This window comes from Paenibacillus sp. F024, from assembly GCF_057814255.1.
Genome location: NZ_JBVASZ010000001.1, coordinates 101,106 through 112,785, shown reverse-complemented (window position 1 = coordinate 112,785; position 11,680 = coordinate 101,106). Strand labels below are relative to the sequence as shown.

The window sequence follows — 11,680 nt, the reverse complement described above, 5'->3', positions numbered from 1 at the left end:
CGAAGGGGGAACGAATGGGATGAAGAGTTGGATTCAAAATTCGTTAAGAGGACCCGCAAAACACACGCTGATGCTGCTTGCATGTACCTCGATGCTTTTGGCGGCTGCAGGTTGCGGAGGCCAAGCTGCGAAATCGCCTGCATCGGAAGGCAAAAATGGCAGCAGCGAAGCCGCAGCGGCTGAGAAGACCAAGCCGGATCAGCTGACTACGGTGAGCATGGCGCTGCCTTCGAAAAACATGAGCTATCTTCCGATCTTCGTAGCGCAAAAGAAAGGATTTTATAAGAACGTCAATTTGGATGTCAATCTTGAATATGTCAAAGGCGGGGTCCTTGCGTTAAGAGGATTGCAAACCGGTGAATATTCGCTGATCTCCACGCTTCCGGAGTCGGTCATTACCGGGATTGCAGAGGGCGCGAACGTCAAGATGATCGGCACGCTGGACGATAAGTCGATGTATTCGATCTTTGTATCCAAGGACATCAAAAGTCCCGGCGATCTGAAGGGAAAGTCGGCGGCGAGCAACGTACCCGGCAACGGAACCGACATTCAGCTGCAGTATTGGTTGAAGAAAAACGGGTTAACGCCTAACGAGGACGTACGTCTTATCAACGCAGGAGAGAACGCGGGCCGATTGCAGGCGCTTCAAACCGGTCAGGCGTCTGTAACCATTCTGAGCCAGCCCACCGATTTGAAGGCCGAAGAGCTTGGATTCACCCGGTTGTCTTTAATGCGCGACGAGCTCAAGACCTATAATCACAACATGATCGCTGCCAATGGAGACGTGATTAAAAAAACGCCGGAGATCGTCTACGCCTTTATGTCGGCGCATGCCGAGGCCGTAAAGTTCGTTAAGGATAATGCCAACCGCGAAGAAGCTTTGCAAATCGCCATGGCGGAGCTGGGAATGAATAAAGCCGATGCGGAAAAATCATTCGATTTTGTGCTGCCGGCACTTGCGGACAAGGGCAAAATAAACCTTGAAGGCATGAAATGGGCCATCGATACGGTGAAGGAAACCGGAGCGCTTGCCAAAGAAATCCGTGTCGATCAAGTGGTGGATGAGCGGTTTTATGCGAAGTAAGAGGCGATTAAGAGTTTTATTCTTGCGTTCATCATATCGGAACTCGGGGATTTTACGAAAAGCAATAGCCATTATACTTATGATTAAACCTCATCTAGGAAATCAGGGGAGAGATGGAATATGCTAAAACAAGAAGACAACGAAAGGCTGTGCAGGGTAGGTCCGGGAACCCCGATGGGCGAGCTTTTCCGTCGTTATTGGATTCCGGCTATTTTGAGCGAAGAGCTGCCGGCGGCAGATTGTCCGCCGGTTCGCGTCCGACTCCTGGGAGAGGATTTGGTGGCCTTTCGCGATACGAACGGAAAAATCGGACTGCTCGATGCATACTGCCCTCACCGCCGGGCCCATTTATTCTGGGGGCGCAATGAGGAATGCGGCCTTCGCTGCGTGTATCACGGATGGAAGTTCGATACGAGCGGTCAATGCGTGGAAACGCCGAATGAGCCGCCGACGAGCGATTTCAAGCACAGCGTCAAACTGAAATCTTATCCTGCCTATGAAAAAGCCGGCATCATCTGGACGTACATGGGACCCAAGGAGCTGCAGCCGGGATATCCGGATTACGAATGGATGAGGGCGCCAGAAAACTATCGCAACATATCGAAAACCTTCGAGGCGTGCAATTGGCTGCAGGCACTGGAAGGGGGCATAGACACTTCCCATTCCTCTTTCGCCCATAATAATAACATTGCGGATAAAAATGCGATTAGGACAAGGGCGACTGCCCCAAAGCTGGAGGTGGTCAAAACCAATTACGGCTTCAAGTACGCCGGCATTCGCGACCTGAAAGAAGACAACAATTACGTTCGAGCCTATCAATTCATTATGCCGGCTCAGCAGATGAGAGGCGCCATGATCCGCTGGAACGACGGGCAAATGGAAGAATTTCCTTCGATCGCAGGGCATTTGTGGGTGCCTATCGATGACGCTAATGTTTGGGTCTACAACTTTTTGTACTCATCGGACGTTGATATTCCCTTCACGCCTGAATTTGTAAAGAAGCACGAAACCGATTTCGGTCGCGGTGAGGAAGACATGCTGCCGGGTTATAAATTGGTGCGCAATCCTTCCAATGATTATCTGATTGACCGTGAAGTGCAGCGAACCCGAACCTTCACAGGTATCACCGGGATCAATACCCAAGACTATGCGCTGCAGGAAACGATGGAGCTGCCCTTCTGCGATCGAACCAAGGAAAAGCTGGGCACCGCCGATACCGCCATTATTGCAGCGCGCCAGCTGCTGTTGGAAGCGACACGGGACGTTGAGGCAGGCCAAACGCCGCGCGGGGCGGAGCCGGATACACACAGCAAGGTGAGAGGCTGCGATAAGTTCCTGCCCAAGGGAGTGGATTGGAAAGAGGGGCTGCTTGAAGAAATGACCGCCAAGTTCTAAACGCCCCAGCCGCAGAGGGAGGAACGTTATGGTCCACATACCCGATTTGAAACGAATGAAACATAGACTTGCTCAATGCATTATGATGCTCGAACAAGCCGAGATCATTGATTTTAACGGCCATTGCAGCGTGCGTATTCCCGGTACGGAGCAGCTGCTGATCAATTCGGGCCCGAGTACCCGCAACCATTTGAGCTCTGAAGATATCGTCTCCATGGATGTGAACGGCACACTACTGGAAGAGCGCGAAGTGCCGCCGATGGAATATCACATTCATACGGAAATCTATAAAAGACGGCCTGACGTGCAGGCGGTGATCCATGCCCATCCCCGTTGGTCGACCCTTTTCAGTATGACGGGAACACCGCTTAAACCTGTGTTTCCACAAGCGGCTCTGTTAGGAGAATTTCCGATTTTTGACTGCATCGCTTCCGTCAATACACCGGAGCTGGGCAGCCGGTTGGCCGAGCTGCTTGGGAGCAGCCGCATTGCGCTGTTAAAGTCTCACGGCAGCGTTATTACCGGCTCCACGCTCGAGGAGGCGTTCGCCCTGTGCATTTATTTGGAGGAGAACGCTAATCGCCAGTACAGCGCCCAGGCTTTGGGCGTACCCTACGTGCTCAATGATCAGGAAATCGAGGCCTGTGCCCGTCATTTAGGCAAACCCTCCCTTTACCGGAAGGTATGGGATTATTACGAGGAGAAAATGCGGCAATCGCCTTCCGATTTGTACCGCAGAGAGGGGGAGACACATGGCGGTTCATCATGAATTTGCCGGTAAAACGATAGCGGTGCTTGGCTACAGCGATGACGGTGCCGACTACGCGAAGCGGCTGCGGGAGCAGGGCATTGAAGTCGTCATCGGCTTGCGGGAGGGAGACATCCTGTGGCCCCAAGCGGAGCGGGACGGCTTTAAGGTGATGAACCTGTGGAATGCGGTTGGCGCTTCCGACATCATCCAAGTGTGGTAGACCAAAGGAGGGAGATCCTCGCTTGAGCGAACCGGCAGAACCTGTTGAATCCCCGTCGTCCCGTTCCTTAAAGGACATGTGGCTGATCACGATCGGCCACGGTTTAACCCATTGGTATCCGGCCACCTTTTATATGCTGCTTCCGATCATTGGCAAAGAGCTGGGACTCAGCTATACCGAAACCGGCATGCTTATTACGTTTCAATATGTCGCGAGCACGATTTCCAATGTACCGGGAGGCATGCTGGTCGATACGGTCGGCAGAAAGGGACTTCTTATGGCCCTGTCGCTCTTTTGGGTCGGCTTTCCCTACTTGTTCATGAATTTTACGAGCACCTACTGGATGCTGCTCCTATGCATCTCGCTGGTCGGCATAGGAAACAATCTGTGGCATCCTACAGCGATCCCAACGCTATCCCAGCGTTACCCTGAGCGCAGAGCCTTTGTCCTATCGGTTCACGGCATGGGGGCCAACATAGGGGATGCGCTCGCTCCGCTGGCCATTGGTGCGATGCTGGCACTATTTACATGGAGACAAATCGTTGTGATCAATATCATTCCCGGCGTATTGATCGCGCTGCTCATTATCATCCTGCTGCGGAATTCACAGCTGGATTCGCAAAAGCCTAAAACGGCAGGAACGGAAGAAAAGCAGGGACAAACCGTAAAGGAATATGTCTCCGGTTTGAAAGGGCTGCTGCAAAACCGCAGCCTGCTGCTGATTTCAACGAGCTCGGCCTTCCGTTCCATGACGCAAAACGCTCTGCTTACCTTTCTTCCGTTGTACTTGGCGCATGAGCTGGAGTTTTCTCCTTTGTGGGTCGGTGCAGGCCTTTTCCTGCTTCAGATGGGCGGCTTTATCGCCGCTCCGATTTCCGGACATTTGTCGGATAAGTGGGGACGCAAAAAGGTCATGGCGACAAGCATGGCGATGAGTGCCGTGATTCTGCTGGTGATGGCGGCTATGGGGAAGTCCCCGTTATTCATCGTCTTTATTGCGGTTCTCGGTTTTTTTCTCTATGCGGTCCGTCCCGTGATGCAGGCGTGGCTGATGGAAGCCTCTCCCCCAAAAATGGCCGGCACCAGCATTGGCATTCTGTTCGGGATGCAGTCGCTGGGCCAATCGGTTTCCCCGCTGCTCGGGGGGATGATTTCCGACAAGTTCGGTTTGTTTGCGGCATTTTACTTTGTCGCCGGTACGATTATTATTGCGAACCTGCTCATTTTGTTCGCTCCGAAAGAGGAGCCGTCATCCGGCGACCGCCATTCCATATCCGCTTAAGGAGGATAAACCATGACTGTACTGAATTTGAGCTTCGCCTGCTGGGACTATGACCGCGTTCAAGCCTTAGCGGACGGCTCCGTCCGTCCCAAGGGCATTGACCTGAACTTTCTCAGCATGCCGGTGGAAGAAACGTTTTTCCGTATGATGCGCCATCAGGAATTCGATGTTGCCGAGCTGTCAGCTTCCTCCTATCTTCTGGCGAAAGACCGCGGCTTTCCAAAGTTCACGGCGATCCCGGTATTTCCGTCCCGGTTCTTCCGTCATTCCGGCATTTATGTGAACGTTGAATCAGGAATCCGAAAACCGGAGGATTTAAAAGGCAAACGCATCGGAATGCCCGAGTATCAGCTGACGGCTTGCGTTTGGATCCGTGGATTTTTGCAGCATGAATATGGTGTTCATCCGTCCGAGGTGGAGTGGTTTGTCGGGGGGCAGGAATCCCCGGGCCGCGTCGAAAAGTTTAAGCTGGAGCTTCCGTCTAACATCCGCCTGCAGACGATTGGACCGGAGCAAACGCTAAACCAAATGCTTGAGAACGGTGAGCTGGATGCTTTCATTGCTCCACGCGCTCCGTCCTGCTTCTTGAAGGGATCACCGAGCGTCAAGCGTCTGTTTGACGATTACGTATCCGTTGAAAAGGAGTATTTCCGCAAAACCGGCATTTTCCCGATCATGCATGTTGTGGCTATTCGTGACGAAATTTTGGAACAAAGCCCGTGGGCTGCTCAAAATCTGTATCAGGCGTTCGTGGAGGCAAAGAATAAGGTGTATGAGGGCTTCAAGCAAACCGCAGCCTTAAAAGTGACGCTGCCATGGCTCGTTTCGGAGGTAGAGCAAACGAAGCGGCTGATGGGCGAGGATTTCTGGCCTTATGGACTAGAAAAAAACCGCGATACCCTGGAAGCGCTGGTTAGTTACTCCCATGAACAGGGTCTCATCAAAAACAAGCTTTCGGTGGAAGACTTATTTGCAAAATCTGCCTTAGAGCAGTACACCATCTGATCAAATGAAAGGCGTGAGGTTTATGTCTCTTGCATTAAGCATGCTGGTTGCCCATGTACCCCGCATTTGTCACGAGGATCGCGTGCCCGATTTCCAAAAACCCCTGGTGCGCGCGATGTATATCGCTTCCCAAGAGCTTTTTAAAGTACGTCCGGATGTTGTCGTCAGCGTTTCCTGCCATTTTCCCGCTACCTTTCACCACTATGTGAACTGCGCCGCAGTCCACCAAGGCTCCTTGACTGCGGTCGAGTGTCCGGATCTGATTGCAGATGTACGCTACCGCTATGAGGGGGACCCGGTACTGGCCAATGAGCTGGTCCGTACGGGAAAGGAAGCGGGCATCCCCGTCCTTGCTTTTTGCGACGATACCTATGTGTGGGATTACGGCACCTTGGTGCCGATGCGTTATTTGGTGCCGAAAGAAAATCTATCGGTCGTTGATTTGTCGGTTTGCTGGGCGGCAAGCCTGGATGAGACATTCGAGTGGGGGAGAATCATAGGAATGACATTAAAAAACAGCGACAAAAAAGCCGTATTTGTCTGCAGCGGTGCGCTGTCCCATAATCTTGTCCGAGGCCCCGAGAAAATGCCTACCATTTCGGAGCAGGCGCTTGATCAGCAGTTTACGGAGTATTTGCTGTCAGGCAGGTTCGATAAGGCGCGCGATATGCTGCAGCAATACGCACGATTAGCCGGAGTGGAATCCGGCGGCCGTCATCTGGCCATGCTGCTTGGCGTAATGGAAGGCAGCGGCAGCTGCAAGGCCACATTTCACGGCTATGCCCAGTCGTCGGGAAGCGCCAATGCGGTAATTACTTTCGAGCCTATGGCAGGGTAAGCTTAAGCCCTAAAGATGAATGAAAATGAGGTGTACGGGATGAAGCGAACATCGTTAGCCGCAGTCGCAACCGGAATTCGGACAACGGAGCTGCGGGAATTCGATCTGCCTGAGGAAGCGGAGGATTCCGGTCTGCTTCGTATTGAAACGGTAGGCGTTTGCGGAACGGATGTATCCTACTATAAGAAATCGCAATCCCCCCGCATACTGGGCCACCATATCGTCGGTTTTATTGAGCGGGTAGGGGAGAGGGCGGCTGCGCGTTGGGGGGTGAAGGAGGGGGATCGGGTGGCTCTCGAGGAATATATTCCTTGCGGCCAATGCTCCTTCTGCCGAATGGGCATGTACCGTTCCTGCAAAACGACGGATCCGAGAGCCGGCGGTATCCGATACGGTGCGACACCTGTTGAACTGAAGCCCTCCTTATGGGGCGGTTTCAGTGAATATATGTATCTTCATCCGAATTCGGTTCTGCATCCGATGCCTGAGCATGTTCTTCCTCAAGAAGCCGCTCTCACGCTGCCCTTGGCCAACGGGTTTGAATGGATGTCGCTGCAGGGCGGAGCAGGTCCGGGAAAAACGGTCGTCATTCAGGGGCCCGGCCAGCAGGGGATGGCCTGTACGCTTGCGGCGAAGGCGGCCGGGGCTGACTGCGTTATCGTCACGGGAAGAACGACCAGTATGAAACGGCTTGAAATGTCCAAACGCCTTGGCGCCGATTATATCGTGAATATCCAGACCGAAAGCTTAGAAGACCGGGTCCGTGAAATTACAGGCGGCAGGATGGCGGACGTGGTTATCGATTTAACCTCCGGCGGCACGGAACCGGTGTTATCCGCCGCTGCGATCGCAGGTCGTGGCGGTATGGTGATGTACGGGGCGTACAAATACACGAAGATTCCCGAATTCGATATCGACATGGTCATTACGAAAACGCTTCAGCTTAAAGGCGTGAGAGGACACAGCTATGCTTCGGTACGGATGGCGGTTGATTTTATTGCGTCGGAAAAATTCCCGATGCACATCATGAATTCTCACGATTTTGCTTTGGAGGAGACGGACATGGCTTTAAAGACGGCGGGGGGAGAAGGAGAACCGGGCCCGCTTCTGGTCACCGTATCTCCGGGGAACCCCAGATCTCTGAACCGTTATTGACGCCCGATAACCGATAGTCTGAAGCGGGAAGGCTCAGCAGCTGGTCATTTATCCCGTTATTGCGTCTCTTATTCACAACTTGGATAGGGGGAAGTCGGATGAAGATTCCGCCGCTTGAGATCGATGGGCTGAGAACGTTTCAATGGGTTGTCCTGTTAGGAAGCATCAGTAAAACCGCGGACGAAATGTTTTTATCGGTCTCCACCGTCACAGGAAGAATCAGAGCCTTGGAGAAAGATATCGGTGCCCGGTTGTTTAACCGTTCGGGCCGGCGGCTCACGCTTACGGATGAAGGAGCCGAATTCTATACCTATGTGGAGCGGTTTATGAATTTGATGGAAGAGGGCCGGCGGCGGGCTCAATCCCTAAGCATGCCTCATGCGGGGGAATTGCATGTGGCTGCGACACCTTATCTCGCCAGTTATATTCTTCCCGGCATGATCAAGCGGTTTAACGAGGCCTATCCGATGGCCAAAGTAAAATTGTCCTCTTGCTCCAATTCCCAAGTATTACATCAAATGGGCTTGGGAGGTGCGGATATCGGCTTGGTTCACGAAAAACTGCAAGAGGAGGGCATAATCTCCTGCCTGCTGTTTCAAGATCGAATCATTCCGGTGCTGCCTCAGAAGCACTGCTTGACCCGTCTAGATGTTCTGAGACCGGAGGATGCGGGGGCGTTCCCCATACTCGGTTTTCACACGCGATCCGCATCATGGTTCCAAGTTCAGGAATGGTTCTCGCGGCAGCAGGTGACTCCCCGCATAGTCATGAATTTCGAGCATCCGGAAACGCTGAAACGATTTCTGCCGGCGTATAATGCGATTGCATTTTTGCCGTCGCTTGCCATAGCAGAGGAACTGAAGAGCGGGGAGCTTGTCAGCCTGCCGATGGCCCCGGCGGTGGACATCCCATTTTCCGTATTTATGCTTTCCCGTGGTGCCGATACTGTCAAAACGAATAATTTCCGCGCATTTATGGAGTTTTTCTGCAAGCGGCAAGAGGAGGTGCGGCAGTCGGATGAATATATACCATCTGGAGGTGCTTGCCCGATTGATGGAGCACGGAAGCTTAAGCCGGGCGGCCAAGGAGCTGGGGGTATCCCAGCCAACCGTCACAATCCGGCTGAGGGCGCTGGAGCAAGAGCTCGGTGTTTCCCTGTTTGACCGGTCCGGTAATAAGATCACCGTATCTCCCGCAGGCAGAGCGTTTTATGAGTATGCGCAAAGGTCGCTCCGCGTGTTAAACGACGGCCTTGATCATCTCGCGGTTTCTCAAAAACGCACCCAAGCGGGACTATCCCTAGCTGGAACCCCGACGATCATGACCTATTTTTTAACGCCGATGATCGGAGATTTTATTCGGCAGCGGCCGGATTGGCATATCCCGCTTCATATTGGGAACACGCTTGAAGTGGTCGAAATGCTGTTTGATGAGGTTGCCCATGCGGGATTTATCGGCAGAACCCTGGAGCATCCGGATATGGTAAGCTTATCGATCTGCAAGTACCCGCTCCTGCTCGCTGCTGCTCCGTCTCATCCGCTCTCCCGACGCACAAGCGTCCATTTGCTTGATCTTCAGGATGAGCCTTTCCTGATATGCGATAAGGATTCGCATTCGTCATCTGAACTGCTGAATTTATTTCGGGAGCACTGCCTGCCGATCAATATTGCCATGGAATTGAACCATTCGGACGCAGTGAAACGGATGGTGGCTGCCGGCAACGGCATCGCGTTTTTGCCCGCCATTGTGATGGAAAAGGAGTTAGAGTCGGGGGAGATCATTCAACTTCCGCTTCAACTGAGCCGACCGCTTATCCGTGAAATTCATTTGGTGTTCTGGACAAAGAGGATTGAGCGTCCTGCACTTAGCGAGCTGATTCATCACCTTTTGCTTCGTGACCGTCATCCTCTTCGTACCGGGGAAGACGGGGACTAGTTCAGCCGCTCGGTGATGAGTCTGCTGCAGGTTTTGAGAGCTTTAACATAGGTTTGTACCTGTTCGGGATATACATACGATTTGGTTACAGCCAGGCTGACGGCGGCAATGACCAGGCCAGTACTGCTTAATACGGGAACGGCTATGGAGCAAATCCCGTCTTTATACTCGGACATCCCTATGGAATAGCCGTTTTTGCGCACTTCGCCAAGCTGTTCGATAAGCGATTGGCCATTCGTAATGGTTTTGGGCGTATGCCGGTTAAGTCCATGCTGGATCACGCGATGAATTTCTTGCTCAGATTGGAAGGCAAGGAGCACTTTGCCTGAAGCGCTGCAGTAGCTTGGTATTCGTTTACCAATTTTCGATACGGTTCCATGATGTTCATCCGGAACCATTTTGCTCAAAAATACGACTTCTCCCCGATCGTAAACACCGATATGAACCGCCTCACGGTAGGTTGTCATCAGCTTGTTCAGGAGAGGCGTCGCTATAGAACGGAGCTCATTGCCATGATATACGGCAAAACCTAGCTCGAAAGAGCCGATCCCCAAGTGATATTTATGCGTATGCTTGTTTTTCTCCACAAGATTGTTGCCATGGAGTGTGCTGACCAATCGGAATATCGTGCTTTTGGCCAAGCCCAAACGCTCGCTCAGCTCGGTAATGCCAAGCTCTTTATCCTCCAGAGTCAATTCCCGCAAAATACGGATCGCATTGTTAACGGAAGAAAGAGGCTCTTGTTTTGCCAATGAAAACACCACCTTGACATCAATTTGGGTAAAAAAATGTATTCGCTTTCAAAATGATTATGACACATCCTTTTGGACGCCGAAAATAGCAGTGTGCCGCATAGAGGAACACGATGGAACTACAGCCGGAATATACCTAGTAAGGTTCATGGCTTTGCTGCTTCCGAAGTAGGGCCACAATCCATGTTAGAAGAGGAAGCACGATCATATACACGGCAGAGTAGGCAGGCCACACCCTTTGGACAAAATCGATCACGAAAACGATATTTGTATAAATCAGCAAGGTGGTAGCCGTCGTAAACATACCCAGCGGGATTGTTATAAAGGTATAAGATCGAAACCGAAATAACTGGCTCATTCCCAGAGCCGTCCCGAATAAGGTCAACGCTAATTTGAATGTGATGGTAATAAACCATATGCCGCCAATAATAACCTCAACGCGTTCTATAAACTTTCCGACGCTGATCTTTTTGGCAAGGGTAAAGCTGGGATAGTTGTGCGATGCGGTCAGTCCCGGTCCCAGCACCAGGATACACAACAATACAATCATGACAATGACGCCGCCGGCGATAAGGGACCCGGAATAAAAGGCAGGACCGGATTTTTTAGACAGCTTCACAAAAGGGACGATCATCATCAAGATAATGTATTCCTGCAGGCTGAAAAAAGGAAAGACGGCTTTGAGTACGGGCATCCATCCATTTTCCAAAACGGGTTGAATTTTGACGGCTTCCATTTGGGGAAGCAGCATCAAGATGAGCAGAACCAGCAGCAGTATTACCCAAGGGAAAAAGATTTCCGCGGCTCTTGCCATCACCTCCGGACCCAAACGGATGCCCATAATAACAACGATTATCAGACATGCCATAATAAACACGATGGGAGTCTCCGGCATGATGTCCGTTGTTAAAAAATATCCGATATCGCCAAGCAGCATGGAGCCCAGTAGTAAGAAAAACACAAGATATAGGAAAGAAATGACCTTTCCTAACCATTTCCCTAAAACCAGTTCATTCATTTCGATGATGGTTTTGTGGGGAAATCGTCGGGATAGAGATATATACACGGCGATGGGCAGTAATCCTGCAATGACGCCAAGAATGGCTGCGATCCAGGCATCCTGCTTGGCGTCGGCCGCCAAGGGGGACGGAGCGATCAGAATGGACGAGCCGATGCCGAAAAAAATGACAAGGACCGTAAATTGGTGAACTCCGATGGTCCGATTTTTTTTCACGGGATGAACTCCTTTCCGTTCCTAATCAC

At 51.9% G+C, this 11,680-nt stretch carries 12 protein-coding genes; 10 read left to right on the top strand and 2 right to left on the bottom strand.

Going from position 1 to position 11,680, the window contains the following annotated elements; all coding sequences use genetic code 11:
• Positions 1 to 19: 19 nt before the first annotated feature.
• The 10 genes from ACZYR9_RS00560 to ACZYR9_RS00515 all read left to right on the top strand — a co-directional run bounded on the left by ACZYR9_RS00560 (position 20) and on the right by ACZYR9_RS00515 (position 9,665).
• Positions 20 to 1,084: an ABC transporter substrate-binding protein gene (locus tag ACZYR9_RS00560; protein WP_488976501.1), complete on the top strand. Its 1,065-nt coding sequence runs from the start codon at positions 20 to 22 to the stop codon at positions 1,082 to 1,084.
• 120 nt (positions 1,085 to 1,204) lie between these two features.
• Positions 1,205 to 2,479, top strand: coding sequence for a Rieske 2Fe-2S domain-containing protein (locus ACZYR9_RS00555; RefSeq protein ID WP_488976500.1), 1,275 nt, complete (start codon positions 1,205 to 1,207; stop codon positions 2,477 to 2,479).
• A 28-nt stretch (positions 2,480 to 2,507) separates the two neighbouring features.
• Positions 2,508 to 3,248: a class II aldolase/adducin family protein gene (locus tag ACZYR9_RS00550; RefSeq protein WP_488976499.1), complete on the top strand. Its 741-nt coding sequence runs from the start codon at positions 2,508 to 2,510 to the stop codon at positions 3,246 to 3,248.
• Entirely contained in the window at positions 3,232 to 3,450 is a 219-nt protein-coding gene (locus ACZYR9_RS00545; RefSeq protein WP_488976498.1) for a hypothetical protein, read from the top strand. Before ACZYR9_RS00550 ends, ACZYR9_RS00545 begins: the two co-directional genes overlap by 17 nt.
• Before the next feature lie 22 nt (positions 3,451 to 3,472).
• Positions 3,473 to 4,732 carry an MFS transporter gene (locus ACZYR9_RS00540; protein WP_488976497.1) on the top strand — a complete coding sequence of 420 codons (1,260 nt, stop codon included), beginning with the start codon at positions 3,473 to 3,475 and terminating at the stop codon, positions 4,730 to 4,732.
• Positions 4,733 to 4,744: 12 nt separating this feature from the next.
• Positions 4,745 to 5,737, top strand: a complete 993-nt coding sequence (locus ACZYR9_RS00535) for an ABC transporter substrate-binding protein (RefSeq protein ID WP_488976496.1) — start codon at positions 4,745 to 4,747, stop codon at positions 5,735 to 5,737.
• Positions 5,738 to 5,759: 22 nt separating this feature from the next.
• Positions 5,760 to 6,575 (top strand): DODA-type extradiol aromatic ring-opening family dioxygenase, encoded by an 816-nt coding sequence (locus ACZYR9_RS00530; RefSeq protein WP_488976495.1) that lies wholly within the window; start codon positions 5,760 to 5,762, stop codon positions 6,573 to 6,575.
• Between the two features lie 39 nt (positions 6,576 to 6,614).
• Positions 6,615 to 7,730, top strand: coding sequence for a zinc-dependent alcohol dehydrogenase (locus tag ACZYR9_RS00525; protein WP_488976494.1), 1,116 nt, complete (start codon positions 6,615 to 6,617; stop codon positions 7,728 to 7,730).
• A gap of 98 nt (positions 7,731 to 7,828) precedes the next feature.
• On the top strand, positions 7,829 to 8,893 hold the full coding sequence (locus tag ACZYR9_RS00520; RefSeq protein ID WP_488976493.1) for a LysR family transcriptional regulator: 1,065 nt from the start codon (positions 7,829 to 7,831) through the stop codon (positions 8,891 to 8,893).
• Complete coding sequence (locus tag ACZYR9_RS00515; protein WP_488977116.1) at positions 8,784 to 9,665, top strand: LysR family transcriptional regulator; 882 nt, start codon at positions 8,784 to 8,786, stop codon at positions 9,663 to 9,665. The genes ACZYR9_RS00520 and ACZYR9_RS00515 overlap by 110 nt, the downstream gene beginning before the upstream one ends.
• Here ACZYR9_RS00515 and ACZYR9_RS00510 read toward each other — a convergent pair.
• Together ACZYR9_RS00510 and ACZYR9_RS00505 are read right to left on the bottom strand one after the other, a co-directional pair.
• A complete protein-coding gene (locus ACZYR9_RS00510; RefSeq protein WP_488976492.1) occupies positions 9,662 to 10,417 on the bottom strand; it encodes an IclR family transcriptional regulator in 756 nt (251 codons plus the stop codon). The two genes, ACZYR9_RS00515 and ACZYR9_RS00510, sit on opposite strands and share 4 nt — an antisense overlap.
• A 136-nt stretch (positions 10,418 to 10,553) precedes the next feature.
• Positions 10,554 to 11,651, bottom strand: coding sequence for a GerAB/ArcD/ProY family transporter (locus ACZYR9_RS00505; protein ID WP_488976491.1), 1,098 nt, complete (start codon positions 11,649 to 11,651; stop codon positions 10,554 to 10,556).
• Between the last annotated feature and the right edge of the window lie 29 nt (positions 11,652 to 11,680).

Coding starts and splice junctions, on each gene's coding strand:
- ACZYR9_RS00560 (WP_488976501.1), top strand. CDS start 20: ATGAAGAGTTGGATTCAAAATTCGTTAAGAGGACCCGCAAAACACACG.
- ACZYR9_RS00555 (WP_488976500.1), top strand. CDS start 1,205: ATGCTAAAACAAGAAGACAACGAAAGGCTGTGCAGGGTAGGTCCGGGA.
- ACZYR9_RS00550 (WP_488976499.1), top strand. CDS start 2,508: ATGGTCCACATACCCGATTTGAAACGAATGAAACATAGACTTGCTCAA.
- ACZYR9_RS00545 (WP_488976498.1), top strand. CDS start 3,232: ATGGCGGTTCATCATGAATTTGCCGGTAAAACGATAGCGGTGCTTGGC.
- ACZYR9_RS00535 (WP_488976496.1), top strand. CDS start 4,745: ATGACTGTACTGAATTTGAGCTTCGCCTGCTGGGACTATGACCGCGTT.
- ACZYR9_RS00530 (WP_488976495.1), top strand. CDS start 5,760: ATGTCTCTTGCATTAAGCATGCTGGTTGCCCATGTACCCCGCATTTGT.
- ACZYR9_RS00525 (WP_488976494.1), top strand. CDS start 6,615: ATGAAGCGAACATCGTTAGCCGCAGTCGCAACCGGAATTCGGACAACG.
- ACZYR9_RS00520 (WP_488976493.1), top strand. CDS start 7,829: ATGAAGATTCCGCCGCTTGAGATCGATGGGCTGAGAACGTTTCAATGG.
- ACZYR9_RS00515 (WP_488977116.1), top strand. CDS start 8,784: ATGGAGCACGGAAGCTTAAGCCGGGCGGCCAAGGAGCTGGGGGTATCC.